Source organism: Paeniglutamicibacter sp. (assembly GCF_046714615.1).
Lineage (GTDB): Bacteria > Actinomycetota > Actinomycetes > Actinomycetales > Micrococcaceae > Paeniglutamicibacter.
In genome coordinates, this window is record NZ_JBKKAP010000081.1 from 43880 (window position 1) to 70386 (window position 26507).

A 26507-nucleotide genomic window follows, 5' to 3' on the forward strand; every position below is an offset into this window, starting at 1 on the left:
CCACGGAGCGGGCCGCTGCTACCGCTGGCGTTGTACCCGGGTCTCGTCCCAGACCGGCTCCGCGGACTCGTAGACTTTTCCATCGGAACCGAAGACCAGGAACCGGTCAAACGACCGGGCGAACCAACGGTCGTGGGTCACGGCCAGCACGGTGCCGACGAACGATTCGATGGCGCGCTCCAGCGCCTCGCCCGAATGCAGGTCGAGGTTGTCGGTGGGTTCGTCAAGCAGCAGCAGCGTTGCTCCGGAAAGCTGTAGCAGCAGGATCTGGAAACGCGCTTGCTGTCCGCCAGAGAGGGAATCGTATTTCTGCTCTGCCTGGCCGGCCAGGCCGTAGCCGTCAAGCGCCCCGGAGGCGGCTTCCCGGGCCATGCCCGATCGGTGTTCGTCGCCGCGATGCAGGATATCCAGCAGCGTCCGGCCCAGGAGATCGGGACGGCTGTGCGTTTGGGCAAAGAACCCGGGACGGATGCGCGCACCAAGCTTCACCGTTCCGCTGTGCGGGACCTCGGCAATCTCGACCTCCGAGACAGGCAGGTGCTCGCGTTCCGGGTCCGTTCCACCCGAGGCCAATAGGCGCAGGAAGTGGGACTTGCCCGATCCGTTTGATCCCAGGACCGCCACGCGGTCCCCGAACCAGATCTCGTTGCTGAAGGGCTTCATCAGCCCGGTGAGTTCAAGCTTCTCGGCCACGATGGCACGCTTGGCCGTTCGCCCGCCCTTGAGCCGCATGTTGACGTTTTGTTCCAGCGGGATTGCCTGGGGCGGGCCCGCCTCAAGGAACTTGGCAAGCCGAGTTTGCGCGGCGTGATACCTGTTGGCCATGTCGGAGCGGAATGCAGCCTTGTTCTTGTACATGTTCACCAGCTCCTTGAGCTTGGCGTGCTCTTCATCCCACCTCTTGCGCAGTTCCTCGAAGCGTTCGTTGCGTTCGCGTCGCGCATCGACGTAGGAACCGAACGCGCCGCCGTGGATCCACGCGGTGGCCCCGGAGAGGCCGGGTTCGAGGGTGACGATGCGGTTCGCGGCGTTGTTCAGCAATTCACGGTCGTGGCTGATGAACAGGACGGTCTTCGTCGAGGCGTTGAGCATTGCCTCGAGCCAGCGCTTGCCGGGGACATCGAGGTAGTTGTCCGGCTCGTCAAGCAGCAACAGCTCATCCGGCCCTTCGAAGAGGGCCTCAAGCACCAGGCGTTTTTGCTCGCCACCGGACAGTGTGGATGCCAGGCGATGACCGGCGCGCTCGAAGGGGACGCCGAGCGCCGCCATGCAGACCTTGTCCCACGCGGTTTCCAGCTCGTAGCCGCCGGCGTCTCCCCAGTCGATGATGGCTTGGGCATAGCGCATCTGGATTTTCTCGTCGTCGGATTCCATCATGAGCAGCTCGGTTTCATCCACGGCCTTCGCCGCTGCCGCAAGGTCCGCCGATGCGGTGGACACCAGCAGGTCGCGCACCGTCGATTCATCGCGCACCTGTCCCACAAACTGCCGCATGATGCCCATGCCTCCGGACCTTCCGACCACTCCTTCGTCCGACTTGAGGTCCCCGGCGATGATCTTGAAGAGCGTCGTCTTTCCTGCCCCGTTGGGGCCGATGAGAGCGGTCTTCGATCCCGAGGTGACCTTGAAGGTCACGCCACCCAGGAGCTGGGTTCCGTCGGAGAGGAAGTAATGGATGTCGGATACGTCGATATGAGCCACCGTCCCATCCTACTGATCTCCTGGCCCGGCACCCCACCGCGTCATGCCGAGCCCGGCGGCCAGGACGTCCTGGCATCGCGCAGCTGCAGGTCATTGCCGGGCAACGGGACCGATCACCAACAGCCGCCGGTCACGCACCCAATGGGCTCCGGTGCTCCTGTGCTCCGCGGCAGTGGTGAAACGGTAGCGGTAGGTGAGCACGCGAATGAAGCGCGGTTGCCTCCCGGAGAACGGATCGTGGCCCAACAGTGCCAAGGTCCGGCCATCGGCCTCCAGCAGCCTGCCCAACAGCGCATGGAACCAGCGCTGGTGTATCGAGTCCAGCGGCAGGAACCACATCATCCAGTCCAGGCGCAGGTGGTAGGGCGCGAATTGGCGCGGTCGCCTGGACACATCCCCCGGCTTCCCCTTGAATCCGTACTCAAGCCAGGTCGCCTCGTCGGGTGATTCGCTCTCGGTGCCCTCGATGACGACCTCGATCCGCTGCCGGGTGACCGTGCCGAAGGCTCCGTAGGCGTTGCCCAATTGCCACCGGTTGAAGGATGCATTCATGCGCTGGCGGGACGAGAACAGGTTGCGCAGCGCCGGAATGGAGAGCACTGCCAGCAACGCCGTACCGGCCAGCACGACCACGGTCCACCAGAGTGGAGTCTCGGCTCGCGGGCCGGTCGCGGGCGAAAGCCAGGGGATGATCTGGCGCAGCACCGGATCGCTGATCCGGCAGGACGCCAGCACGATGGTGAGCCAGTTAAGCCAGGCGAAGTTGCCAGTGGCCACCAACCACAGCTGCGTGGCGATGACGATGCCGGCCGCGATGGAAGCCAGCGGTTGGGGTGCAAAGAGCAGGAAAGGGATCACCAGCTGGGCACCGTGGTTGCCCACCGCCTCGCAGCGGTGCCACCATTTCGGGGCCAGGTGGGCCAGGCGGCTGAACGGCCCGGGCATCGGCTGGGTCTGGTGGTGGTAGTACATGGCCGTGAGGTTTCGCCATGCCGGGTCCCCACGCCATTTGATCATGCCGGCTCCGAATTCCAGCCGGAACACCAGCCAGGCAATCAGCAGCAGGATGGTTTGCGGTGGCGGGACCTGCCGGGAACCGAGCAGGCCCACGGTGAACCCTGCCTCGAGCAGAAGCATTTCCCAGCCGAAACCATAGAACGCCTGCCCCACATTCACGATCGACATGTACAAGCCCCACAGGGCCAGGAAGCCGAACAGCGGTAGCCACGGGGGTCCCGCCTGGGGAAGGCCGACCACCAGCACCCCGGAGATGGCGCACCCTGCGGCACACACGGCCACCAGTTTCCGGTCCGAGTACCCGATCCGGCTGAACAACGAAGGACCGTGGGCACCGGGTCTCCGAAGCAACCGGGGCACGGGAAGCAACCCGCGTTCGCCTGCGAGGGCACGGAACTGGTTCAGTGTCGAGATGAAGGCAACCAGGTAGATCAGCGCTACCCCGCGTTGCAGGATTTCGCGGGCCATGCCGTAGTCGTACGCCGCCAGCCACTCCATGGCACCAGCCTAGATTCACCGGGGCGCTGCTGCCATGCCCTGCCGCCCCGGATTGGCCGCCCTTGGACCGGGCCTGTCGGCAACGGTGGATTAATGCAAAAGAATCCGCATTTTCTGTGAAGAAAATACGGATTCCTTTGTTTTGGCTCCTCCGACTGGACTTGAACCAGTAACCCTTCGATTAACAGTCGAATGCTCTGCCAATTGAGCTACGGAGGAATGCAACGAGAAATACTCTACACAAGGTTTCGGGAAAACAAAAATCGTCCCTCGCCCCCTGCTGCAGCTAGTCCTGGCGCAGTGCCCGGCGGCGCAATTCCAGCTCCAAAAGCTCCCGGTTGATGCGCTGGAAGCCCTCCGGATCCCCCGCAGGATCCATCCGCTGCAGCTCCCCCATCTTCTCGGCCTTCAAATGTGTGATTTGCAACTCGAAGAGGCGATTGATGATGTCGTTGCAATAGCGCAGCAGGGCCTCGGTGCTGTTCGCCGGGAGCGGTGTCACGGCCAGTTCGGAGACGAAGGAACGCAGCGGTTCGGGCACTTCCTGCCGGATGGCTTCGACCCATTGCGACGGGGTGGCACCCGACAGACCTGCGGCACGAACGGCATCGTGCACTGCGGCATGGGCCGGGGCCATGAACCGGGCATCGTAGAACGCCTGCCACTGTTCGGGTGTCAGCTGTGCCGGCTGCTGGAGCACGACCTCGAGCGCCTCGCGCTCCATCCGGGATACCGGGTCGCGCGGATCGGGACGCGAGTAGACGGGAGCAGCGGGTTGCTCCGGCGCACCATGGCCCTGGTTGCCGTGGACAGGTTCGGCCGCCTTGGGCATCCGGTTGCGTCGCACCGAGGCCCCCACGGCCCGGTTGACGTCCTCCATGTCCATGCCGAGCCAACCGGCAAGTTCGCGGGCGTAGGCCGGGCGAATGGCCGAATCGCGGATCTCTGCCACGATGGGGGCGCTGACGCGCAGCGCCTGCACGCGGCCTTCGACGGTGTTGAGGTTGAAGTTCTTCAAGCCGGCCTTGATGGCGAACTCGAAGAGCGGGCGCTTCGAGTCGATGAGTTCGCGCACCGCCTCCGGGCCGCGGGTCTGTCGCAGGTCGCAGGGGTCAGCACCGGTCGGCTCGACCGCGACATAGGTCTGGGCGATGAACTTCTGGTCTTCCTCGAAGGCCCGAAGTGCGGCCTTCTGGCCGGCGGCGTCGCCGTCGAAGGTGAAGACCACCTCGCCGCCGGATCCGTCGTCGCGCAACAGGCGGCGGGCAATCTTGATGTGGTCGGTGCCAAAGGCGGTACCGCAGGTGGCCACAGCGGTCCCGATGCCCGAAAGGTGGCAGGCCATCACGTCGGTGTAGCCCTCGACGACGACCAGTTGGCGGGTCTTGGTGATTTCCTTCTTCGCCAAGTCGACCCCGTAGAGGACCTGGGACTTCTTGTAGAGCTGGGTCTCGGGGGTGTTCAGGTACTTGGGGCCCTGGTCATCCTCGTAGAGCTTGCGCGCACCGAACCCGATGGTGGCCCCGGTGAGGTCGCGGATGGGCCAGATCAGCCTGCCGCGGAACCTGTCATAGATCCCGCGGTTGCCCTCGGAGAAGATGCCGGTGAGCTTGAGCTCCTCGTCCTGGAAGCCGCGGCCGCGCAGGTGCTTGAGCAGTGCGTCCCAGCCCTGGGGCGCGTAGCCGACGCCGAAGTGGGCGGCTGCCTCCGCATCGAAGTCGCGTTCGGCGAGGAATTTCTGGCCCGCGGCGGCACCGGGGGTGGTGAGTTGTTCGCGGAAGAACTCCTCGGAGATCTTGTGGGCGTCGAGCAGGCGCTGGCGGCGGCCGGTGTCCTCGCGGCGCGGGCCGGTGCCCCCGTCTTCGTAGTGCAGTTCGATGCCGACGCGGGCGGCGAGCTGCTCGACGGTCTCGGAGAAGGTGCCGTGGTCCATCTTCTGCATGAAGGCGATCACGTCGCCGGATTCGCCGCAGCCAAAGCAGTGGAAGGAACCGACCTGCGGACGCACGTGGAACGACGGGGAACGCTCGTCGTGGAATGGGCACAGGCCCTTCCAGGAGCCGACACCGGCGGATTTCAGCGTCACATATCCGTCGATGACTTCCTTGATGTCCGTGCGGTTGCGGACTTCGTCGATATCTTCACGCTTAATCAGGCCTGCCATACACCCCAGTCTAGTGACGAAACCCGAATGGGATGTGCCGTTCCGCTGCGGGCTGTGGATCGGGCCGCGGGCCTAGAAGAGGCGTTCGTTGAAGCTCTTGCCCAGCACCAGGGTGGCGTGCCACTCGATGGCCGAGGCGTCGGTGAGCGAAGCCACTTGGTCGATGACGGTCCGCAGCCGCCCCGTGTCGTCGGCGGCCTCGCGCCAGTCGGCCGCGAACAGCGGCTCGAGGTACTTGTCCCCGGTCTCGGCAAGCAGGTTCACCAGCTCGGCCAGGATCTCGCTTTGTCGCGCATAGATTGGCTTGCGCTCGTCGCTGGTCATCACGTACGCGGTGGCCAGGCCCTTCATCGCGGCAATCTCGTGTTCGGTGGATTCGGGGACGATGAGCGCTGCGTTGAAGCGGGTCAGCTCCCCGGGCCCGAACTGCTCGCGGGTCGCGTCGATCGCGGACTGGCAAAAGCGCCCGATGAACTGGCTGGTCATGTCCTTCAGCGCTGCCATGGAACGGCGCGAGCCGTCTGCGTGCGGCACCCATTCGTTGGTGGCCTCGAGCCGGGAGAAGGCCGCATCGATGACGGCGTCCTCGACGTGGGGCAAGTACCACTGCCGGGTGAAGGTGACCGCTCGGGCGCGTTCGGTCCGGTCCTTGATCCAGCGCAGCTGGAAGCGCCCTGCATTGATCGCGTCCTCGACGTCGTGAACCGAGTAGGAGATGTCGTCGGCCAGGTCCATGACCTGGGCCTCGATGCAGGTTTGCCCCGCCTGGGCGCCGGAACCGGAGCGCAGCCAGTCAAAGACCGGGGCGTCGTCGACGTACACGCCGAACTTGGAGGTCGTCTTGCCGTGCTTTTCCGGGGCGTCGGCCCGCAGCCACGGGTACTTGCAGGCGGCATCCAGCGAGGCGCGGGTGAGGTTCAGCCCGGCGGAGGCACCGGTGTGCCTGAAGGTCTTGGTCTCGATGCGGGTGAGCAGGCGCAGGGTCTGGGCGTTGCCCTCGAACCCGCCGATGTCGCCGGCCAGCTCGTTGAGCGCGGTTTCGCCATTGTGGCCGAAGGGCGGGTGGCCCAGGTCGTGGGCCAGGCAGGCTGTGTCCACGACGTCCGGGTCGCAACCAAGCGTCGCGCCGAGCTCGCGGCCCACCTGGGCCACTTCCAGTGAGTGGGTGAGCCGGGTGCGGACGAAGTCGTCGGAGGACGGGGCCACGACCTGGGTCTTGGCTCCCAGCCGGCGCAGGGCCGAGGAGTGCAGCACCCGGGCGCGGTCGCGCTCGAACGCGGTCCGGTACGCCTTCTTGGGCGGTTCGGGTACCCATCGATCCTGGTCCGCCTCGGTGTATCCGGGAATCTGCAACATTGGGCTCCTTAGCCGCCGGAAACGTCTAGTTCGGCCGCGGAAATCATGGCCTTGTGCTTCTCGTCCATCTCGCGCGTGGCAAGCCAGCCGTCGGGCAGGTGCGTCTTCTTCGGGGATCCGGCCCGTCCGCGCTGTCCCTCGGCGTCCTTGCCCGGGTAGGGCATGGAGTGATCCAGCTGGGCCAGCAACTCGCGCAGCACCTCAAGGGTGGGCACCTGGGCCAGGGCGGAACGGATGTCCCCGCCGACCGGGTAGCCCTTGAAGTACCAGGCCATGTGCTTGCGGATGTCGCGCAGGCCCTTGAACTCGTCCTCGAAGTATTCGGTGAGCAGTTCGGCGTGGCGGTAAACGGTCTCCGCGACCTTGGCCAGGCCGGGGGTGTAGCGCTTGTCGGTGCCCTCGAAGGCTGCCTGCAGGTCCCCGAAGAGCCAGGGGCGGCCCATGCAGCCGCGGCCCACAACGATGCCGTCGACGCCTGTCTGCTTGACCATCGCCACGGCATCCTCGGCGCTCCAGATGTCCCCGTTGCCCAGCACCGGCATGTCCGGCAGGGATTCGCGCAGGCGCGCGATCGCGTCCCAGTCGGCCTTGCCCGAGTAGTACTGGCTGGCGGTGCGCCCGTGCAGGGCCACGGCCGCGACGCCGTGGTCGCGGGCGATTTTGCCCGATTCGATGTAGGTGAGGTGGTCCTCGTTGATGCCCTTGCGCATCTTGATGGTCAAGGGCACGTCCCCGCGGGCCGCCTCGGTGGTGGCTGCCTTGATGATGGAGGTGAAAAGGTCGGTCTTCCAGGGAAGCGCCGCTCCCCCGCCCTTGCGGGTGACCTTGGGCACCGGGCAGCCGAAGTTCAGGTCGATGTGGTCCGCGCGGTCTTCCTCGACGATCAGGCGCACCGCCGCTCCGACGGTCTTGGGGTCCACGCCGTAGAGCTGGACCGAGCGCAGGGATTCGTCGGGGTCGTGGGAGATGATGCGCATGGACTCGGCATTGCGCTCCACCAGGGCCCGGGAGGTGACCATTTCGGTGACGTAGACCCCGCCACCGTATTCGCGGCAGAGCCGGCGGAAGGCCTTGTTGGTGATGCCGGCCATGGGGGCCAGGATCACCGGGGTGTCAATGGTGTGTTTTCCCAGCTGGAGCGGGGGCAGCTCAAGTTTCGCCGCCGAGGGCGCGCCGGTCTGGGATACGTCGGAAATTGCAGTCACTAACCCATTCTCTCAAATAGATCCAAATCCGTGGCGGCCGGGCGGCAACTTGTGCATCACACCGGGAATAATGGGTGGCGTCCCGCGGCTGTACCCGAGGTACATACGTTTGCATGCAAAGGATGAAGCGTGAAAAAGATAGGGTTCTTGACCTTCGGCCATTCGGGAGGCTCCAGCAATTCCCCGGTGCCCACCGGGGCCGACGCCGTGCGCCAGATGATGGATCTGGCGGTCGCGGCAGAGGAATCCGGGTTCGACGGAGCCTGGATGCGGGTGCACCACTTCGGCAATTCGCTCTCCAGCCCGTTCCCGCTGCTGGCGGCCATGGCGGCGAAGACCACCACCCTTGAGGTCGGTACCGGGGTGATCGACATGCGCTACGAGAACCCGCTGTACATGGCCGAAATGGCCGGGGCCACCGACGCGATCAGCAACGGGCGGCTGCAGCTGGGCATCAGCCGCGGTTCACCCGAATCCGCCCGCGACGGGCAGCACCAGTTCGGCTACGACTTGGAGGCCGGGGACACCTGGGCGAACGAGACCCGCCGGCGTGCCGCCCGCTTCCGCGAGGCCATCACCGGCGCAGGCATGGCCCACCCGATGCCCGGTGGCCACCACGACCAGGACGAGCTGCTCCCGATCAATCCGCTCTCCCCCGGGCTGGAGAACCGGATCTGGTGGGGTGCCGGAACCATCGGCGCGGGGCTGTGGACCGCCTCGGTCGGCATGAACCTGCTCTCCTCCACGCTGCTGCTCGAGGACGACGGGCGGCCCTTCCACGTGCTGCAGGCCGACCAGCTCCGCCAGTACAAGGCTGCTTACGCCGCCGGCGGCCACAGCACCGGCGGAATGACCGCGGTGACCCGCAGCGCGTTCCCTGTCACCACAGACACCGACGAGATCTACTTCGGGCGCCGCGAGCGCGGCGACTCCGTGGGCGTGCTGGATGGTTCGAGGGCGCGTTCGGGCCCCACCTATTCGGGAACGCCCGAGGAGGTCGCGCAGCAGTTCATGGCCGACGAGGCGATCACCGAGGCCGACTACGTGCTCTTCGCACTGCCGAACCAGCTCGGCGTGGACTACAACACCCACGTGATGACGGAGATCGCGAACATCGCCCGTGAACTGGGCTGGAAGAAGTAACACCACTCGCAAACAACGATGGCGCCGGACGCTCCCCTTTGCGGGGAAACATCCAACGCCATCGGCATTATGGCCGTGAAACTACGCGGTGGCCATGATGTGCGTGGTCGCGGTGACCGTGGCGTGGTTGGCACGCACCAGCGCATCGATGAGCGAGGAAAGCACGACCATCGAACCGTCGACCTCCAGCTTCACCGGGTACTGGTGTGCCAGCATTGCGAGCATCCCGCGGATCGGCTCCGCCGACTCGTCGTAGCCCAGCTCCGGGTTCCAGCCCAGCAACACGTCGGCCGGCGCATCGACGCGCGCCGGCGTGTAGCTGATGGCAAAGGTCAGGATCTTCCCGCCCTTGGCCTTTGGCCTGTCGCGGAACACGATCACGCCCTGGGCGCCGGTGGCGTCGTCGAGCAGCATCTTCTGCGCACTGCCCAGCGTCATGTTCGCCGGGTCCCACTCATGGGTCGCGTTGTAGAACTCCACGACCAACTTGGTCAGCTCGACGCTGCCGGTTGCGATGTCGTCCAGGGTCAGCCCGTCGTCCTCGAAGAACGGCAGCTGCAGTCCCCCGGGCTCGACGACCACGTCGCGGGCGACCTGGATTTCCTGCATGCCCAGCGACGCGCAGAACCCGGCGGCCGTGGCCGCATCGGTTCCGGGAGTCACGGTGTAGCGGGCCTTGAGCTCGGCGGGCTGCCCGGCAGGCACCAGGGCGCGCAGGCGCGCCACCAGTTCGGTGCCCAACCCGGTGCGGCGGTGTTCACGCGCCACCTCGACGTAGAGCCACAGGCGCGTCGGGTGCAGCGTGGAGGCGAACACCACGCCCGCCGCCACCGCGATGCCCTGGTCGGTGGCCACCAGCGCGCGGCTGAACGGCGCGTTCGAGTCGCCGCGGAACATCGTCCGGTCCTGGTGGGCGTGCGGGGACGCCGGATCGCCGAAGAGCTCCAGCAGCGCCAGGTCGTCGCCGTCCCGCCAGGGCCGGAATTCGAGTGTCGACATGTGGCTAGGCTCCGTTGAGGCGCTCGGACAGGTAGGTGCGCACCTTGTCCAGTGCCACGCGTTCCTGGGTCATGGTGTCGCGGTCGCGGATGGTCACGGCCTGGTCCTCGAGGGTGTCGAAGTCCACGGTGATGCAGAACGGCGTGCCGATCTCATCCTGGCGGCGGTAGCGACGGCCGATGGCGCCTGCATCGTCGAAGTCGATGTTCCAGGTCTTGCGCAGCTCGGCGGCAAGCGCCTTGGCCTTCGGGGACAGGTCCTCGTTGCGCGAGAGCGGAAGCACCGCGGCCTTGACCGGGGCCAGACGCGGATCGAGCTTGAGCACGGTGCGCTTGTCCACCCCGCCCTTGGCGTTCGGGGCCTCGTCCTCGACGTAGGCGTCGACCAGGAAGGCCATCATCGAACGGGTCAGGCCGAAGGACGGCTCGATCACGTACGGGGTGTAGCGTTCGCCGGTGGCCTGGTTGAAGTAGGACAGCTCGGTGCCCGAGCCCTTGGAGTGGCTGGTCAGGTCGTAGTCGGTGCGGTTGGCGACGCCCATGAGCTCGCCCCACTCAGAGCCCTGGAAGCCGAAGCGGTACTCGAAGTCGATGGTGCCCGCGGAGTAGTGGGCGCGCTCGTCCTCGGGGACGTCGAAGCGGCGCAGGTTCTCCTCGCTGATGCCCAGGTCCAGGAACCAGGCCCAGCAGTCCTCGACCCACTTGTCGAAGAACGCCGGGGCGTCCTCGGGGGCGGTGAAGAACTCGATTTCCATCTGCTCGAACTCGCGGGTGCGGAAGATGAAGTTGCCGGGGGTGATCTCGTTGCGGAAGGCCTTGCCGATCTGGCCGATGCCGAACGGCGGCTTCTTGCGGGAGGCGGTGAGCACGTTGTTGAAGTTCACGAAGATGCCCTGCGCGGTTTCCGGGCGCATGTAAGCCATGCCGGCGGCCGTGTCGACAGGGCCCAGGAAGGTCTTCATCAATCCGGAGAACATTTGCGGTTCGGTGAATTGGCCCTTGGTGCCGCAGTCGGGGCAAGGAATTTCGCTCATGCCGTCAACCGGCTGGCGCTTTTTCTTGGTGACGAAGGCCTCAACGAGGTGGTCCTGGCGGTGGCGCTTGTGGCAGGAGGTGCACTCGACCAGCGGGTCGGTGAAGGTGGCGACGTGGCCGGAGGCTTCCCAGACGGCCTTGGGCAGGATGATGGAGGAATCAAGGCCCACCATGTCCTCGCGTCCGCGGACGAAGCTCTGCCACCATTCGCGCTTGATGTTTTCCTTGAGCTCGGTGCCCAGGGGTCCGTAGTCCCATGCGGAGCGGGATCCGCCGTAGATTTCACCGGCCTGGAAGACGAAGCCGCGCCGTTTGGCGAGGGAGATGACTTGATCGAGCTTGGACTGAGGCGCCATAACAACTCCAATGGTTCACGAGGCCGCTGGTTGCGGTCCGTTGGGCGAAAACATACTCGCCAAGCCTAACGTGTTTGGGTTGCGAAGTTCGAGCATCCAGCAGGCGGCACCAGGACCCCGGTTGTCGGTGCTCGGACGCGGAGCCTTGTCGTCATGGCAGGACATCGATCCGTACGACCGCCCAAACCGTGCGGGCCGGGACCTCCGGGTGGCGCCGAGCCGAACCCGCCGGACCAGAGGGGGGTTGGCCTCCGCCCTCTTAAACAAACCTGGCCGACCATGGCCGACATCGTTTGCCATGGCCCGCCAAAAGGACCAAGTTATTCCCGGGAAAGCAGGGTCTTTCCGCCTTGGCCGGAAAGGACCGGGATATGGGCTGCGGGCCGTTCAGGCTCCCGCAGCCACGGCGGGGTACTGTCCCCGCCCCCGGCGGGGACAGTCACAACGAATCACTTGCTCCTCCACGCCCGGCACCACGCAAAAGTAGCCGGTTTCCCCTTGAATCGTGATCACAGCCGCGCCAGGGTCTTCCGTTGCCATCGCGGAAAGAGGACCCTGACCCGCCAAAAGCAGTGTGCCGGCGGCCAAGCCGGCGAACCCCGACGCCTTGTGTGGGAAAAACGTGATGCCACCTTCCATATTTCCTAAGTTCGATACTTCAAAAATGCTCTCGGACACCGTGCCCTTGCATCAGAGGTGACCACCCGGAAGGCGATGTAAATACCGTGGATTCAGGGCCCTCAGCAGGCACATCTCAAACATGTTGCGCAAAACAGGCACCGCGAACCGCCTGGAACTTTCCGGGTTTGTCACCCGCCAGGGCACCGACCACGCGGCGCGGCATGGCCATTCCTGATCCGCTAAAAAAGCAACCTCGCCCCGTTGGCCAGCGGGTCGGCTACTGACTCGGGTTTCCCATGAAGGTCCCCCGCCAAACCACGGCTGCACCTCATCCCAAGTCCACGGCCTGCGGATTACGGCAGAGAAACCCGGCCTGGCGCATGCCAAGCCGGGGTGCGGCCAGGAGGTGTTCGGCGCTCAACGTTCGGGAACCCAGGCAGGGGCCCTGACGCCTGCCCCGGTGAGGCTGTCGCAGTGGACCAGTTGGGCCCCGATCCTCGCCAGCGGGCACGCGGGGCTGGTGGTCGCCGTCTCAACAACGGCAGCGCCTCCCGGGTCAAGCTTGGCAAGCGCCGGGGAAGGACCAGCAAGGGCCAAGGCCAAGGCGATGGCGGCGAGGCCTGCCAAGCGAGGGGCCTTGTGTGGGAAGTTCATGATGTTGCCTCCATATGGGGGGGTGTGATTCCGATACCTCCACGGTGCGCCCGGGTACCCTCCGCCGGCATCGGGAACGAATCCTCAAGTTTCATGCGAAAGCCCTCAGTATCCCCAGCCCGCGCGCCGGGTTGGTGGCACACTGGACCTGTGGCACAAGGGCTTGGGCTGATTGGCCCGGATCTCGTGGGGAGAGGAACCGAGCTGGCCGAGATCGAGGCGTGCCTGGACGGCACGGCCGCAGGCAGCGCTTACACCCTTGTGGTCTCGGGCGATCCCGGAATCGGGAAAACGGCACTCGTGCACCAGGCCTGCGCCGCGATGACTTCCGAGGTTCTGGTTCTTTCCGGATCCTGCCTGCCGCTGGCCTCGATGACGGTCCCCTTCCTGGCCCTGCGCTCGGCCATCCGCCAGGCCCCGCCGGTTGACGGCATCGAAACTCCGGTCCTCGGAACCAGCGGTTCCGCCTCCGACGCAGTCATTGTCGCCATCGACGAATGGCTGACGCGGCTGTGCCGGATCCGGCCGGTGGCACTGGTGGTCGATGACCTGCAGTGGGCGGACCAAGGCACCCTGAACACCCTGATGTATCTCATTGCCGGACCCGGCGCCCGGCGCCTGTCCATCCTGGCCACGTTGCGCAGCGGGGAGATCGGGGAAACCCATCCATTGCAGCGCTGGCTCGCCGACATCCGCCGCATGCCCAGGATTTCCTGGCTGAGATTGGGACCCTTGGACAGGATCGCGACCGGGGCCCAGATGGCGCGGATGCTGGGAGCTCCCCCGCACCAGTCGTTGGTGCAGGAAGTCTTTTCGCACACCGCCGGCAATGCCTACCTCAACAGGTTGATCATCGATGGCCTGGGACCGGACACCCGGCACCTGCCGGTGCGACTGCCGGAGGACTTGAGGGCCGCGGTCCTGCGTTCCTGGCACGGACTCTCCGACGGTGCACGGCAGCTCACCCAGCTGATGGCCGTCGGAGGCAGGCCCATTCGCGCCCAAGACCTGACAGGCCTGGCCAGGCAGGCCGGGACTCCTCGCGACGCGGCTGGGATTCTGCTCGAGGCGACGGAGGCGGGACTGGTCGAGTGCGGACCCGATGGAACGCACTGGTGGTTCCACCACCCGATTATCTCCGAGGTCCTGGAACAGGGGCTGGAGAGCGGGCAGCGGCGGGACTGGCATTCACTTTTTGCCGCGTACGGGGAAAGCTTGTTGGCCCGGGGCACGCCCCCTACGTTCGAGTTCCTGGCCGCATTGGCGCATCACCACGACGCCGCCGGCCACACCGCCGAGGCCTACCGTTGGACGCTGCGTGCCTCCGCCGCGGCGGGAGCAGCCGGCGGGACCAGTGAGATGCTGCGCCTGCTGCATCGTGCACTGGCCCTGCATTCCGACCTGCCCAACACGGATGAAAGCCGGGAGGAGCTGCTGGTCCGCTTGCGCACGGCGGCCGAGGACGCCGGCGCCATGGACGACGAGTTGGAGGCGGTTCAGTCCCTGCTGACGGTGATTGACGAGACGGAACGGCCATTGGACGTTTCCGAGTTGCTGGTCCGAGGCACCCTGCTGCGATTTTCCGCCGGGCTCGAGTTCCTCTCGAGCAGCCAGCTGCGCCGGGCGGTCCTGCTGGCCCAATCCGCTCCCGAGAGCTGGCAATATGCCTACGCCCTGGCCGAGCTCGCACACGTCGGGTTATGGAAAAACGATCCCAAGGCGCAAGGACAGGCCGCCCGGGCGCTGGAGATTGCCCTGAAGGCGGGAAACCCGCGTGCACTGTCCTATGCCCTGACGGCCAACGCCATGGCCGCGCTGATCGGCGAGCGCCCCGCCGAAGCCCGCGCACTTGCCGCCCGGGCAGCAAGTGCGGCGACACGGGCCAGGGACTTCTGGGCCATGGTCCACGCAACGACTTGGCAGGCCAATGCGACGGAGACATGGACCAGCCAGTCGTTTGCCGACCTGATGCGCGCCGGGAGGGAGCGGTTGGCTGCCCTGGGCGCACCCCACGTGTACATTTCCAAGATGGCCGCCGACGAGGCCAGCAGTTACCTTGCCATCGGCCGCTGGCGCGAATGCGTGAAGGCCCTGCGGGTCGCCCTCGGCTCGGACCCGGGCCCCTTGGGCGATGTCGCGGCCCGGCTGACCGCCGCCAGGCTGGCTGCCTTGCAGGGCAGCCGGGACGAGGCGCAGGCGCACCTATACCGCGCCGAGGAATTGTTCGCCCACAAGTCGGGATACAACAACCTTGATTTCGACGCCGTCCGCGCGGAAGTGCTCCTTGCCACGGGGAACCCTGCTGCCGCGTACTCCGCGGCCATGGCAGGGGCCACCAAGGAGGGCCAACCGCCGACCATGTGCGAATGGCTCATCCCCCTTGCCGCCCGGGCCCTTGCCGACCAGGTCCAGGAGGCAAACGACGAGGGAGCCAGCATCGCCGAGCCGCTCGCGCTCACCGAGGCCCTGGTGCACCGATTCCCCACGGTGCTTGCGGATACCGGCAACGACACCGATCTCTACGACGCCCAAATAGCCGCCTTCAACCTGCTGTACCAGGCGGAAATCGGCAGGGCCCGTTCCGGTGCCGACAACGCGATGCAGTGGACGGCGGCGAGTGATGCGTGTCAGGCCGCGTCCCTGCGCTGGGAGGAAGCCTATTCGTGTTGGCGGGCCGTGCAGGCGCTGTTGCTGCACGGCCATTCCGGCCACGGCCCGGCCACCGCGTTGCTTCGCCGCGGGATCTCCCTTGCCGAGGAACTCCAGGCAGGGCCCCTTCAGGCTTCGCTGAACGAGATTGCCACCCGGGCGAGGATCGCGACGGACCTCCGAACCGTCGGAAAGCCGGCGGCAGGCGCCATCGAATTGCCGGGGCTCACGGCACGCGAACGGGAAATCCTCGAGTACGTCGTTGCGGGACGCACCTATGGGGACATTGCCCGGTCCTTGGTCATCAGCGAGAAGACTGTCAGTTCACACATCTCACACCTGTTGGCCAAGACGGGTGCGGCAAATCGGCTGGTCCTGTCCAGGCTCGCAACCCGCCGGGGCGGAGGACCACCAGCCCGAGACGACAGACGCTGATTTGCGGGGGCATTGACGACGGCGGATCGCCGTGCGACGGGTAGTGAACGATCAGTCGGCGGCGGTTTCCCGGATATCGAGCGGATCGAGCAGGGCGCCGCGCATCTCTTCGCTGAGTTTCGGCGGCATGTCAACGTCCACGGCCAATGCCTGCAGGGTCCTGCTCAGGTAGTTCCGGGCCGCGGCCGCGAGCGTGATGTCAACGATCTCCCGGTCGGAGAAGCCGAGATCGCGCAGTCGTCGGCTGTCTGACTCGTCCATGGCGGCCGAGTCGGCACTCAGCTTGATCGCGAAGTCCATCATTGCGATCTCCTCCTCGTTCAGGCCGGCATTGCGGTAATCCCTGGCGATCCCCAGCAGCTCCTGCTCGTCGAAGAACTTCAGCGCCTTGTTCCCGTGGGCCAGCCGGCAATGCCGGGACCCGAGCCCGAGCGCCGCGGCCAGGGTCACCAGCTCGTACCTACGCATGCCCATCGAGCCGGCGATCGCCGACTGCAGGGTCTTCCAGGCGTCGAAGGCCTCGGGATTCATGGCCAAGACCTTGGTGTGGCTCGGCACATAACCCAGCGCCGCCCGATCCGCCGCGTAGGCGGCGGCGGTTGCACCGACGGCCTCGGCTTCGCTGGTGGTTTGAAGAATACTCATGGCGTCCTGCCCCCTGTTCCGGCGGCAGGGAATCGACTGCCGCGCTCCGCTCCGCTTCGGGGTGGGGCGTGCCCTGCCGCAATCCCCCCGCATCACGACTCCGTGCGACGCCGCTCCATGCCCGTTTCCTTTTCCCCTGCTGGTGGGATCATAGATCACACGGACCGGCCGGCACATGGGGCGGATGCCCCAACTTCGCCGGGCATCTTCGTTCGGTGCATCCCTGACCAAGGAATCGGGATTCGGCGCTAGGTCCGGACTCGACGCATCCTGCCGAAGGGAATCGAAGCCATGGCCACGGCTGCCAGCGTCAGCAGCGTCCCGGCAATGGTCGCGGCGTTGATGACGGCGCCGGGCGCGGGCACGACCACGTCGATGAGCAGCGATCCGACCAGTTGGCCGCAAATCATGCCCAGGCCGGTCAACAGGACGCCCAGGTGCTTGACCAGGAATGCGGAAAGCCCGATGAACACGCAACCCAGCGGGCCACCCAGGTAGTACCACCACTGGGTCGGCAGGCCCTCCGGGAGCCCGACAATCGGCAGGCGCACCAGCAGCAGGATGGCGAGCAGGATGCCGCCCACGAAGAAGTTCACGAGGGTCGCCGCCACGGGTGTTCCATAGGCCTGCGCCTGGACGCCGTTCGCCGCGGCCTGGAATCCCATGAGGAAACCCACCACCAACGGCACGGCCATCGGGAGCAGCAAGGTGGCGATGGACGCCGCCGAGCCCATCCTCGGGCTGACCGCCCAGATGACTCCGGCAATGGTCAATCCGGCACCGAGCGCGCGAATGGTGCTGATGCGCCGCCGCCCGCCGGGCCCGAAACCGATGCCGTCCACCAGCAGGGAGCCCAGGGTCTGGCCGGTGACGATGGAAACCGTGAACAAGGCGACGCCCAGCACGGGCACCGTCATCGTCTGGGAGATCACCACGAACGCGCCGACGCAGCCGGCCGCCAGATACCAAACGGGGAAACGCTTCTCCCGCAGGGCCCGCGGGATCGCCATGGCCCCGGCCCGCGCCCGCGGCACCAGCAACGAGGCGACGGCCAGGAGGATGAGCCCGGTGGTGAAACTGACCAGCGAGGCAGCCACGGGATCCCCCAGCCGGAGGCCCAGTGCGCCATTGATGCGGCTTTGGATCGGCATCGCCAATCCGGCCACCACCGCCGTCGCCACATAGAGGGGCGCCAGGGAGCGTGCCTTGTTCACTTTGCGAGCCGAAGTCGAAGTCGAAGTCGAACTCATGATGTCTTCCTTGCCTTCCAGCGTGGTCGCCCGTTGGGTTGCCAGGAGGCAACCAAGACCGCCACCAGCGTTACCAGTGTTCCAGCGATTTCGTTTCCGCCAACTATTTCGGGTGAGATGACCAGGTCCATGGCGAGGGAACCAACCAATTGCCCCGTCACCAGCCCCATGCCCAAGAGCAGGGCCCCGAGCCTGGGAACCAACGTGACACCCGTTACCACAAAGAGGATTCCCAGCGGCCCGGCAAAGTACATCCACCACAGCGGCGCGCTGGAGAACCCAAAAGATTCGATCCGCAGTAGCGCCGCAAGGGCCGTGGCCACCAGCAAACCGGCGGCGGAGGCCACATAGTTGATGGCCGTCGCCGTGGTGGTGGATCCATAGGCCTGCCCTGCTCGGCCATTCATGGATTGCTGGAAGCTGACGAGGAGTCCCGCACCGACCGCGGCCGCCAGTGAAAAGAGTACCTGGGGCGATTCGGCCGCCCGTGCCCCCGTCCCCCAGGCCGCAATCACCGCGCCGATGACCAATAGTGCCGCACCCAGGATCCGGATGCGGGTGACCGGTTGCTTCCCGGCCGGGCTGAACCCCATCACGTCGATGGCGATGCTCGACAGGGTCCTGGCACCAACCACCGCGACCGCGAAAAGCGCCAAGCCGATATTGCTCACGCTCATGGCCTGGGCCACCATGTAAAACGATCCGACCAACCCGGCGAGCAGGAACCAACGCGGGATCGGGCGTTCGCGCCACACCGCACCGAATTGCCTCCACCCTGCCCGGGCGCCGGGAAGCGCAATACTGGCCACCGCGAGGCAGGCCAGGGACGTGAGCGCGCTGAGCAATGCCGCCGGGAAGTAACCACCCAGGAAACCGGCGGCCCGGGAGGTGATCAAGGCCTGCAGGGGCATCAGCAGCCCGGCTGACGCGGCCAGCGCCAAGGGCACTGCATGTGCTCGCGATTCGGGGCGTGCCACTGGTCTCCTTGGGGACGGGTTTCTTACTAGTGCAACCTACTTCGAACCGTCCGCGGTGTGCGCATTATGTCGCTCACACCACAAAACGTGCCTCAGGTCCTCCCCCGGTGCAGCTTGGGGCGACCGATGCGCCATGATGGATACATGGCAAATTCCGAGACGTTCCCCATCCAAATCCGCGACGAGTCGATTCGACTGGGTCAACTGCTGAAACTGGCATCGTTGGCCGATGACGGATTCCACGCCAAGCAACTGATCGAGGATGGCCTCGTGACGGTCAATGGCGAAATCGAGACGCGCCGCGGTGCCCAGATCCGCAAGGGTGACGTTGTCAGCGTCCACGGCGAAACCATCACCGTGGAGACTGCATAGTCTCTCCGCAATTGGCGCCGGTTGGCATCAGGCGTTCCAGCTGACCGCCACAATCCCTTGGACTTCTTCCAAGGTCATGCCTGCCTTGCGGGCGGCGGTGACCAGGCGCTGGACCTCTCTTAGCGCCGGAGCATCCAGCACTTGGCCGGGATTCACCCTGGTTCCGTTTGCTCGCCCGGTTCGCACAATTCCGGCTGCTTCGAGTTCCTTGTAGGCTTTTGCCACGGTTCCGGCGGCAACCCGCAGGTCACCGGCCAGCTGCCTCACCGGCGGCAACTTTGCATCTGCCGCCAGCTCCCCGGACTGAACAAGTGCAGTTACTTGGGCTCGGATTTGTTCGGCAGGCCCGCTGGGATGCCCAGGGTCAAGGGTGATCATGCAATTGCGCTATCCGTGGCAGGAAGCTGCAGCGGGCGCACCGTTGTCCCCATCCACCCCAGCAATCGCACCAACAAGACAGTGCCGATGACCAGCAGCAGCAGTGCCACGACAGCAATGGCCAGCGCCAAGAAGCCCAGCACCGGATCCAATGTCATGGTGGGGATGGTGTCCTGGTCGAGGACCTGGCCCACGACATAGCCCGGGTTCATTCCCGAACTTCGAATGGCGACGGCGGCAGCCAACATCATGGGTGCGATCTGGAAACAGAGCATCGCGCTGAAGCCCGTGCTGACCACATATCCCACATTGGTTCGCACCGCATCGTCGAACGCCAGTAACCGCAGGTCGCGCATCCGCGGCCTGCGCGCGTTGGTCTTCAGCGCCCACAGGTTCAGCCCGGCACCCAGCAGCAGCAGCGCGAGAACCGGAAGACCGTAGTACCACCCCGGGAAGGGGCCCGCCGTCCCCACGCCCAGCTGAATATGGGTCACGACCATGTTGGTGTCCAGCTCGGCGCCACCGGCTGAAACGTAGGGAAGGTTTCGGAAACGCCCCTGTTCGTCGGTTCCCGAAAGGAACCCCGCGACAACGAGCCCCAGTGCGGAAGCCCCCAGCAGAACGGCCGGCAACACGATTCCCCACGCGGGGCCGAACGTCCCGGTGGAACGCGGGGTCAGCTCCGCACTGACCTGCAGCGAAGATTCGGTTGAGGGGCCGGTAAATTCATGTGGCAACCGCCAGCAGGCAAAGACAGCTGCGGACAAGGCCCACATTCCGGCAGGAGCGACAGCCAACGGGAGCCCTGCGGCTGCGGTGAACTCTTGTTGAAGGACAAGTGCCACGGCACCGCCCGAGACCATCGCCGCCATCCCCGCGATGGTGCGTGCCCGTAGGCTGCGCAGCACCCTGAAAGCATTGGCCCGTTCATTGTCGTTGCCGGCAGCGGCCAGTGACAGGAGGTCGGAGCGATGTTGGGTGAGGATGCTCCGTCTAACCAGCATGACTATGCCGACTCCGAAACCCAGGAGTATCAGCAGTGCGATCCCGTTGAACATGAGCACTCCCCCTTGCATCAACGGGAGAGCCAAACAGCCTCCCGCTTGTATCATTAAACCAATACAAGCAGGAGGTCGCTTCTTGTGTCAATAGGCAGGTACAAGGCCGGTTAGATTGACGCACCCTTCAACACAACATGGCTCAGGAACTCGTGCACGTGGGACATTTCCTGCGCGTTGACCGAGTGGAACATGTTCGTGTACAGCACCTTGGTGACATGCACGTCGCTGGTTGCCCAGGCGTGGGTGTATTCGATCTTGTCCTGGGTGATAACCGGATCGGCCTGGTCCCGGCCCCAGAACACCGGCTTCTGCATTTCCTTCAGCTTCGCGTCCTGGAAGAAGCCTTCACCCTCCTCCGGAACGGCAAATCCCGAGAGTCCGATCACCGTGGAAAATGCATCGGGCTGATGCCGAAGCATGGACGTGGCCACGGCCATGCCCATGGAGAAGCCCAGCAGGCTCACCGATGAATGCTGCTTGCCGATAGGTTCCAACCACGCCCACAAATCAGCGATGGACTTCTTGACGGCATCAAAGGAATAGTCCAGGTCCTGCATCAGCGGGAACCAGGTGTAACCCGGGCCCAACGATTGCGGAGCCCGAACCGAGGCAATGGTGAACTCTTCGGGCAACATCGGGGCGAGCCCCATGAGATCCTCTTCATTGGAGAGGTAGCCGTGCAAAAGCACCAGCAGCGGGGTGCCGACGCGTTCGGATTCCGGGCGGGACCAAATGACAGTGGGGTTCCAACTTGTTTCACTCACCAGACCAGTCAAGCAGAAATTCCCGCTGTTCGGCGATTTGCCAAGCAACCTACGCTTAGGTAACTTACGTATTCTTTGATAAGAATATCTTTGTGAACAACATCATCGAAACTTCTCCCCCGGCTTCGGCCGCGCCAAGCACCGCCCGGCACCCATGGAGCCGCTACGTTGCCCTGGGAGATTCCTTCACGGAGGGTATTGGCGATGATGACCTGCATAGCCCCGGCGGCAATCGCGGCTGGGCGGACCGGGTTGCCGAGCAGCTCAGCCACGGAACCGACGACTTCGCCTACGCCAACCTGGCCATCCGCGGACGCCTCATTACACAGATCTTCGACGAGCAGGCCGGACCCGCCCTCGAACTCAAGCCCGATCTCATCAGCTTGTGCGCCGGAGGCAACGATGTCATTCGTCCGGGCGGAGATCCGGATGCAATCGCCGACAAGCTTGATGCCCTGATGCGTGTCCTGGCCACCTCGAATGCCACCATCCTGCTTTTCACCGGACCCGATATCCGTGACACCCCGATACTCGGCGGAATTCGCGGCAAGGTCGCAATCTACAACGAAAACGTGCGCACCATAGCCGCCCGCTACGACGCGGTGGTGGCGGACATGTGGTCGCTGCGCGAATTGCACCAGCCGCGAATGTGGGCGGATGACCGGTTGCATTTCTCCCCGCTGGGGCACCACACCATCGCGGCGATGGCACTGGACGCACTCAACGTGCCACACCACCTGCAACACCTTGAACCAAGCGAGGCCGAGATCAAGAACTGGCGCGAGGCAAGGCGTGACGATCTCATTTGGGCGCGCACCCACCTCGCACCCTGGGTCGTTCGCCGCATTCGGCACCAGTCCTCGGGCGACGGCATTTCGCCGAAGCGTCCGCTGGCAGCACCGTTTACGGAGCCGCCTCCCAACGCCTCGCTGGGCAACGGTCCGGCAATCTAGTTGCCCGGCCGCCAAGACCTTGACGGCCTCGGCCGGCAGTTCCATCGCCGTACATCACGAATGGAAAACGGTTGGTGAAATCCGTCGCAACTTTTGCTGACAGGTGTTTGACTAGTGCTGGAAGCTAATTATCGGCCTAGTTTGCTGCGGCAGGCAACACATTGAGGATGGACACCAATCAACGCTTCAGACGGAACGACGTTCGAAGAATTTCCCACCGAGCTGCTGGGTCCCCAGGACACCGTCGATTTCGGTTATGTTGGTCCCGATCCGTCGGATCTTCCCGGAGGCATGGGCGTCGTTTTCGATGCGATGCCCGTGCTCATGGGCGTCTTCGTGGTCGTTTTCATCGGGGCAGTGATCTTCTCGATCTTCATCTGGACCCGTAATTACAAGGCCAGCAAGGATGCCGGGATGGACATCTTTACGCTGGAAACCGATCTGGCGACTCGAGCGGCCAACTCCCAACTGTTCGCTCCCAAGCAAACCCGCGAACAGAAACTGGCCGAGCTTGACGCGCTCCTGGCCCGCGGCGTCATCACGCGAGACGAATACTCGCGGGCGCGACTCAAGATCCTGACCGACTAGGGCCTGCACGCTACTTACCATGCATGGCTCCGGTTGAGGACTGAACCCTGAACCGGAGCCCCCGTTTCAACTACCCGGCGTCGGTTTGCAGGCCGGATCCCTGCGAGAAAATGTGCTCCCCCAGGGCATCGCTGAGTTGCTCGATGTCGGTCAAGAAACCATCGTGGCCAATCGGCGACGTAATGTACTGGACCTTGCAGGGGTTCGGCAGCAACTTGGCAAGGCGCTCAGACTGTTCGGGCCAGTACAGGCGGTCCGAATCGACGGCGGCCACCAGGAAATTGACTTCGCCAAGTCGCGCCAAGGCGGCTTCGATGGATCCGTGGCCCCTGGCAACGTCATGGCTCATGAGTGCCTCGGTCAGCACCAAGTAGCTGTTGGCGTCGAAGCGGCCCACCAGCTTGCTGGCTTGGTGGTCCAGGTAGCTTTCCACCTGGTATCGGCCGCGGTCCAGGCCAGGGCTCGAGACCGGCAACTCGTCGCCCTGGGGCGTCCGCCCAAACCGGACGTCCAGCTCGGCCGCCGTGCGGTAGGTGATGTGGGCAATGCGTCGCGCGATACCCAACCCCGCGGACGGGACGAGTTCGTTGGCATAGTAGTCGCCTCCGGCGAATTCCGGGTCCAACCTGATCGCGGCGGTCTGCGCCTGGGCGAAGGCAATCTGCTCGGCCGATGACTCTGCCGAGGCGGCCACCACCACGCAATTTTTCACGCGTTCGGGGAACTCGACGGCCCACTCCAGGGCGCGGGCCCCGCCCATGGATCCGCCCAGCACCGTGTGCCACGCATCGATTCCCAGTGCGTCGGCCAGGCGTGCCTCGAGGCGCACCGAATCCTTGATGGTCGTGAACGGGAACCGCGATCCCCAGGCCACGCCATCAGGGTCCAGGCTGGCCGGACCGGTGCTGCCGGAGCAGCCGCCGACCATGTTGGAAGCCACCACAAAGTATCGCTCGGTGTCCACCGTTTTGCCCGGACCCACAAACCCGTCCCACCAACCCGGTTCGGTCGAGGCGCCACGGGCAACATGGCTGTCCCCGGTCAGCGCATGGGCAATGTAGATGGCGTTTGAGGCATCGGCATTCAGCGTGCCCCAGGTTTCGTACCCCAGCACGATTCCCGGAAGCGTCGCACCCGTTTCGAAGGTGTAGGCACCGGTGTGCAGGTGCTGCAGGATGCCGTCGGGGGCATAGTCCAGCGCCGCTGCGGTTTCTGCGTCATAAAGGACCACGTTTGTCTCCACACTCACCGGGTGCCCTGCAGTTCGACATCGGCCAGCGAGGCGACGGCCTCGAAGCCTGCCTGCAGGTCGGCGATGATGTCGGCAATGTTTTCGATTCCCACGCTCAAGCGAACGAGGCCCGGGGAAACACCGGCGGCAATCTGTTCCGCCTCGGTGAGCTGCGCGTGGGTGGTGGAGGCCGGGTGGATGACCAACGACCGCACGTCCCCGAGGTTTGCCACGTGTGAGTGCAATTCCAGAGCGTCTACGAAACCCTGGCCGGCCACGCTTCCGCCGGCAATCTCGAAGGCGACAATGGCGCCGGTGCCGCGCGGCCCGTACTTGCGTCCCCGCTCGAACCACGGGCTGGACGGGAGCCCTGCGTAAAGGACACGCTCAACCTGTGGCTGCGCTTCAAGCCATTGTGCGACTTCCACGGCGTTGGAGACGTGGCGCTCCATGCGCAGGGAAAGGGTCTCCAGGCCCTGGGCAATAAGGAACGCGTTGAACGGCGCAACCGACGATCCCAGGTCGCGAAGCAATTGCACGCGGGCCTTGAGGATATAGGCGAGGTTCGCACCCAACGCCCCGTTGACGCCAAGGTCGCGGGCGAAAACCAGCCCGTTGTATGACTCATCGGGGGTGTTGAAGCCGGGGAACTTTTCCGGATCGGCGGCAAAGTCGAAGTTGCCCGAATCCACGATGACACCGGCGATCGCCGTGCCATGTCCGCCAAGGTACTTCGTGGCGGAGTGGACGACGATGTCTGCGCCCCACTCGATGGGACGGATCAGGTACGGAGTGGCCAAGGTGTTGTCGACGATCAGTGGCACGCCCGCCTCGTGCGCGATGGCCGACACGCCTTCGATGTCGAGCACGTCCTGGCGTGGGTTGGAGACCACTTCTCCGAAGAATGCCTTGGTGTTTGGCCGGACTGCGGCGCGCCAGCCGTCAAGGTCGTCGGGTTCGGCAACAAAGGTGACCTCGATGCCCAGCTTGCGCAACGTGTGCTTGAGCAGGTTCTGCGTTCCGCCGTAAAGGCTGGGGCTGGCCACGATGTGGTCGCCGGCCTCGGCGAGGTTCAAGATCGAGAAGGTGGTTGCTGCCTGACCCGAAGCCAGCAGCAATGCGCCGACGCCACCTTCGAGGTTGGCAATGCGCTTCTCCACGGCTTCCTGTGTGGGGTTGCCGATGCGCGTGTAGATCGGTTCCAGCTCGGCGAGGGCAAAGCGCGCGGCGGCGCTTTGGGCACTCGGGAACACAAACGAACTGGTTTGGTAGATCGGCAGGGCGCGTGCGCCGGTTGCGGAATCGGGCTCCTGCCCCACATGGATCTGACGGGTTTCAAAGGACCAGTTGCTAGACATCTCTTCCCCTTCAAGGATTCTAGGGGTGTGCCCGTAGCCGACTCCGGCAGAGGCCGTGTCCTGGCTGGGGGCAATCCCGCGCTTGTCCCACGTCGTTTTGACGTGGGGCCTGGTCTTCACCCGGGGCACCCCACCGCGGTGGAGGGTTGCCGTTCAGCAAGCCGGGGCTTTCTGCTGAAACTCATGACCTTGGCAATAAGTCTGGCCCAGGGCTTCATATGTTCGCAACCACGTCTCAATTTATGACAAGCCGAAGGGCAACCACACTACCCCGCAGGCGTTTGAAACAAAGGGCAGCAATGCAAGTTAGGACACCCTAAGTCGAGAGGCAGATCACAAAGTGCCATGATTGGCACATGATGAGGTTGGACCATGTAACTTACGCTTGTGGACCCGACGGCCTCGCGGCAACTGCCGCTCGGATCGGCGAGGCCCTTGGACTCGAATCTGTAAAAGGCGGTGTACACCCACGTTTTGGTACGCGCAATGTCATCTTCCCGCTGAAGAATGGCCAGTACCTGGAAGTTGTTGAAGTCCTGAACCACCCGTCGTCGGACAAGGCGCCGTTTGGCCAGGCCGTTCGCGCCCGCTCCGAACTCGGTGGCGGCTGGATGGGCTGGTGCGTTGCGGTGGATGACCTGGCTCCGGCGGAAGCACGCCTGGGCCGCGGATCCGTTCCGGGCAACCGGAAATTCCCCGATGGACAGGAACTGACCTGGCGCCAGATCGGCATCAACGGCCTGATCGCCGATCCGCAGGTTCCATACCTGCTGCGCTGGGATGACGGAACCGAGAACCTGCACCCGTCAAAGGCCCTGGAACCGATTGGCAAGATCTCCTCGATCAGCATTGCCGGCTCCAGCGAACGCGTCGCCGACTGGCTCGGACAGCCCGAGCAGTTGCCCGTTGGCGAGGTTGTTGTCGATTGGCAGGCTCCCAACGGGACGCCGGGAATCCTCTCGGTGACCTTTGAAACGCCCAAGGGTTCGGTCACGCTGTAACCAAGCAGCACACCTGACCAACGACCGCGTGGTTTTTGGGTGTGAAGGGGGTGGGGGTTGGACCACCACCCCCCGGGTTTTTGTGGCGCGGGAGGGG

The 26507-nt window shown here is 64.9% G+C and carries 22 protein-coding genes, 1 tRNA gene and 1 riboswitch; of the genes, 6 read left to right on the forward strand and 17 right to left on the reverse strand.

The annotated features are described in order from the left end of the window. Window positions 1–18 precede the first annotated feature (18 nt). The 6 genes from ACLQ7E_RS09355 to dusB form a co-directional block, all read right to left on the reverse strand. Entirely contained in the window at window positions 19–1701 is a 1683-nt protein-coding gene (locus ACLQ7E_RS09355) for an ABC-F family ATP-binding cassette domain-containing protein (protein WP_411732309.1), read from the reverse strand. A 90-nt stretch (window positions 1702–1791) separates the two neighbouring features. Then, entirely contained in the window at window positions 1792–3216 is a 1425-nt protein-coding gene (locus tag ACLQ7E_RS09360; protein ID WP_411732310.1) for a lipase maturation factor family protein, read from the reverse strand. Between the two features lie 143 nt (window positions 3217–3359). Further along, window positions 3360–3435, reverse strand: a tRNA-Asn gene (locus tag ACLQ7E_RS09365). Window positions 3436–3502: 67 nt separating this feature from the next. Next, window positions 3503–5380, reverse strand: a complete 1878-nt coding sequence (gene dnaG, locus ACLQ7E_RS09370) for a DNA primase (protein ID WP_411732311.1) — start codon at window positions 5378–5380, stop codon at window positions 3503–3505. Window positions 5381–5452: 72 nt separating this feature from the next. Beyond that, window positions 5453–6736: a deoxyguanosinetriphosphate triphosphohydrolase gene (locus tag ACLQ7E_RS09375; RefSeq protein WP_411732312.1), complete on the reverse strand. Its 1284-nt coding sequence runs from the start codon at window positions 6734–6736 to the stop codon at window positions 5453–5455. Between the two features lie 8 nt (window positions 6737–6744). Then, the gene (gene dusB, locus ACLQ7E_RS09380) at window positions 6745–7941 is read right to left on the reverse strand and encodes a tRNA dihydrouridine synthase DusB (protein WP_411732313.1); all 1197 of its coding nucleotides are present in this window, start codon (window positions 7939–7941) and stop codon (window positions 6745–6747) included. Window positions 7942–8070: 129 nt separating this feature from the next. Here dusB and ACLQ7E_RS09385 point away from each other — a divergent pair, with 129 nt between their 5' ends. After that, complete coding sequence (locus ACLQ7E_RS09385) at window positions 8071–9084, forward strand: LLM class flavin-dependent oxidoreductase (RefSeq protein ID WP_411732314.1); 1014 nt, start codon at window positions 8071–8073, stop codon at window positions 9082–9084. Window positions 9085–9165: 81 nt separating this feature from the next. On the opposite strand, the gene ACLQ7E_RS09390 is transcribed toward ACLQ7E_RS09385, so the two are convergent. From ACLQ7E_RS09390 to ACLQ7E_RS09400, 3 genes are all read right to left on the reverse strand, one after another. Next, entirely contained in the window at window positions 9166–10083 is a 918-nt protein-coding gene (locus ACLQ7E_RS09390) for a GNAT family N-acetyltransferase (RefSeq protein ID WP_411732315.1), read from the reverse strand. A 4-nt stretch (window positions 10084–10087) separates the two neighbouring features. Beyond that, entirely contained in the window at window positions 10088–11473 is a 1386-nt protein-coding gene (locus ACLQ7E_RS09395) for a glycine--tRNA ligase (RefSeq protein WP_411732316.1), read from the reverse strand. Window positions 11474–12511: 1038 nt separating this feature from the next. Further along, window positions 12512–12748, reverse strand: a complete 237-nt coding sequence (locus tag ACLQ7E_RS09400; protein ID WP_411732317.1) for a hypothetical protein — start codon at window positions 12746–12748, stop codon at window positions 12512–12514. Window positions 12749–12934: 186 nt separating this feature from the next. On the opposite strand from ACLQ7E_RS09400, the gene ACLQ7E_RS09405 reads away from it, so the two are divergent. After that, the gene (locus ACLQ7E_RS09405) at window positions 12935–15832 is read left to right on the forward strand and encodes a helix-turn-helix transcriptional regulator (RefSeq protein ID WP_411732318.1); all 2898 of its coding nucleotides are present in this window, start codon (window positions 12935–12937) and stop codon (window positions 15830–15832) included. A gap of 51 nt (window positions 15833–15883) precedes the next feature. Here ACLQ7E_RS09405 and ACLQ7E_RS09410 read toward each other — a convergent pair whose 3' ends face one another. From ACLQ7E_RS09410 to ACLQ7E_RS09420, 3 genes are all read right to left on the reverse strand, one after another. Continuing rightward, window positions 15884–16477 carry a carboxymuconolactone decarboxylase family protein gene (locus ACLQ7E_RS09410; RefSeq protein WP_411732319.1) on the reverse strand — a complete coding sequence of 198 codons (594 nt, stop codon included), beginning with the start codon at window positions 16475–16477 and terminating at the stop codon, window positions 15884–15886. Window positions 16478–16725: 248 nt separating this feature from the next. Then, a complete protein-coding gene (locus tag ACLQ7E_RS09415) occupies window positions 16726–17727 on the reverse strand; it encodes a DMT family transporter (RefSeq protein ID WP_411732320.1) in 1002 nt (333 codons plus the stop codon). Beyond that, complete coding sequence (locus tag ACLQ7E_RS09420) at window positions 17724–18704, reverse strand: DMT family transporter (protein WP_411732321.1); 981 nt, start codon at window positions 18702–18704, stop codon at window positions 17724–17726. The genes ACLQ7E_RS09415 and ACLQ7E_RS09420 overlap by 4 nt, the downstream gene beginning before the upstream one ends. A 144-nt stretch (window positions 18705–18848) precedes the next feature. Here ACLQ7E_RS09420 and ACLQ7E_RS09425 point away from each other — a divergent pair, with 144 nt between their 5' ends. Further along, window positions 18849–19076 (forward strand): RNA-binding S4 domain-containing protein, encoded by a 228-nt coding sequence (locus ACLQ7E_RS09425; RefSeq protein WP_411732322.1) that lies wholly within the window; start codon window positions 18849–18851, stop codon window positions 19074–19076. Between the two features lie 27 nt (window positions 19077–19103). On the opposite strand, the gene ACLQ7E_RS09430 is transcribed toward ACLQ7E_RS09425, so the two are convergent. From ACLQ7E_RS09430 to ACLQ7E_RS09440, 3 genes are all read right to left on the reverse strand, one after another. Beyond that, entirely contained in the window at window positions 19104–19454 is a 351-nt protein-coding gene (locus tag ACLQ7E_RS09430; RefSeq protein ID WP_411732323.1) for a GntR family transcriptional regulator, read from the reverse strand. Further along, window positions 19451–20512: a hypothetical protein gene (locus ACLQ7E_RS09435; RefSeq protein ID WP_411732324.1), complete on the reverse strand. Its 1062-nt coding sequence runs from the start codon at window positions 20510–20512 to the stop codon at window positions 19451–19453. The genes ACLQ7E_RS09430 and ACLQ7E_RS09435 overlap by 4 nt, the downstream gene beginning before the upstream one ends. 110 nt (window positions 20513–20622) lie before the next feature. Next, the gene (locus tag ACLQ7E_RS09440; protein WP_411732325.1) at window positions 20623–21279 is read right to left on the reverse strand and encodes an alpha/beta hydrolase; all 657 of its coding nucleotides are present in this window, start codon (window positions 21277–21279) and stop codon (window positions 20623–20625) included. A 92-nt stretch (window positions 21280–21371) separates the two neighbouring features. Between ACLQ7E_RS09440 and ACLQ7E_RS09445 the strand changes: the two genes are divergently transcribed. Together ACLQ7E_RS09445 and ACLQ7E_RS09450 are read left to right on the forward strand one after the other, a co-directional pair. Next, window positions 21372–22232, forward strand: coding sequence for an SGNH/GDSL hydrolase family protein (locus ACLQ7E_RS09445; protein WP_411732326.1), 861 nt, complete (start codon window positions 21372–21374; stop codon window positions 22230–22232). Between the two features lie 291 nt (window positions 22233–22523). After that, window positions 22524–22820, forward strand: coding sequence for an SHOCT domain-containing protein (locus ACLQ7E_RS09450; protein WP_411732327.1), 297 nt, complete (start codon window positions 22524–22526; stop codon window positions 22818–22820). A gap of 70 nt (window positions 22821–22890) precedes the next feature. Here ACLQ7E_RS09450 and metX read toward each other — a convergent pair whose 3' ends face one another. Both metX and ACLQ7E_RS09460 read right to left on the reverse strand, forming a co-directional pair. After that, a complete protein-coding gene (gene metX, locus ACLQ7E_RS09455; protein WP_411732328.1) occupies window positions 22891–24051 on the reverse strand; it encodes a homoserine O-acetyltransferase MetX in 1161 nt (386 codons plus the stop codon). A 14-nt stretch (window positions 24052–24065) separates the two neighbouring features. Continuing rightward, window positions 24066–25409, reverse strand: a complete 1344-nt coding sequence (locus ACLQ7E_RS09460; protein WP_411732329.1) for a bifunctional o-acetylhomoserine/o-acetylserine sulfhydrylase — start codon at window positions 25407–25409, stop codon at window positions 24066–24068. Between the two features lie 73 nt (window positions 25410–25482). Further along, window positions 25483–25598: riboswitch (SAM riboswitch) on the reverse strand. Window positions 25599–25765: 167 nt separating this feature from the next. On the opposite strand from ACLQ7E_RS09460, the gene ACLQ7E_RS09465 reads away from it, so the two are divergent. Further along, a complete protein-coding gene (locus ACLQ7E_RS09465) occupies window positions 25766–26410 on the forward strand; it encodes a VOC family protein (RefSeq protein WP_411732330.1) in 645 nt (214 codons plus the stop codon). Window positions 26411–26507 lie beyond the last annotated feature (97 nt).

Excerpts from the sequence above, each read along its gene's own strand:
- ACLQ7E_RS09430 (WP_411732323.1), bottom strand. The coding sequence starts at position 19,454 with ATGATCACCCTTGACCCTGGGCATCCCAGCGGGCCTGCCGAACAAATC.
- ACLQ7E_RS09425 (WP_411732322.1), top strand. The coding sequence starts at position 18,849 with ATGGCAAATTCCGAGACGTTCCCCATCCAAATCCGCGACGAGTCGATT.
- ACLQ7E_RS09435 (WP_411732324.1), bottom strand. The coding sequence starts at position 20,512 with ATGTTCAACGGGATCGCACTGCTGATACTCCTGGGTTTCGGAGTCGGC.
- ACLQ7E_RS09375 (WP_411732312.1), bottom strand. The coding sequence starts at position 6,736 with ATGTTGCAGATTCCCGGATACACCGAGGCGGACCAGGATCGATGGGTA.
- ACLQ7E_RS09460 (WP_411732329.1), bottom strand. The coding sequence starts at position 25,409 with ATGTCTAGCAACTGGTCCTTTGAAACCCGTCAGATCCATGTGGGGCAG.
- dnaG (WP_411732311.1), bottom strand. The coding sequence starts at position 5,380 with ATGGCAGGCCTGATTAAGCGTGAAGATATCGACGAAGTCCGCAACCGC.
- ACLQ7E_RS09395 (WP_411732316.1), bottom strand. The coding sequence starts at position 11,473 with ATGGCGCCTCAGTCCAAGCTCGATCAAGTCATCTCCCTCGCCAAACGG.
- ACLQ7E_RS09390 (WP_411732315.1), bottom strand. The coding sequence starts at position 10,083 with ATGTCGACACTCGAATTCCGGCCCTGGCGGGACGGCGACGACCTGGCG.
- ACLQ7E_RS09450 (WP_411732327.1), top strand. The coding sequence starts at position 22,524 with ATGGGCGTCGTTTTCGATGCGATGCCCGTGCTCATGGGCGTCTTCGTG.
- ACLQ7E_RS09410 (WP_411732319.1), bottom strand. The coding sequence starts at position 16,477 with ATGAGTATTCTTCAAACCACCAGCGAAGCCGAGGCCGTCGGTGCAACC.
- ACLQ7E_RS09415 (WP_411732320.1), bottom strand. The coding sequence starts at position 17,727 with ATGAGTTCGACTTCGACTTCGACTTCGGCTCGCAAAGTGAACAAGGCA.
- ACLQ7E_RS09400 (WP_411732317.1), bottom strand. The coding sequence starts at position 12,748 with ATGAACTTCCCACACAAGGCCCCTCGCTTGGCAGGCCTCGCCGCCATC.
- ACLQ7E_RS09360 (WP_411732310.1), bottom strand. The coding sequence starts at position 3,216 with ATGGAGTGGCTGGCGGCGTACGACTACGGCATGGCCCGCGAAATCCTG.
- ACLQ7E_RS09465 (WP_411732330.1), top strand. The coding sequence starts at position 25,766 with ATGATGAGGTTGGACCATGTAACTTACGCTTGTGGACCCGACGGCCTC.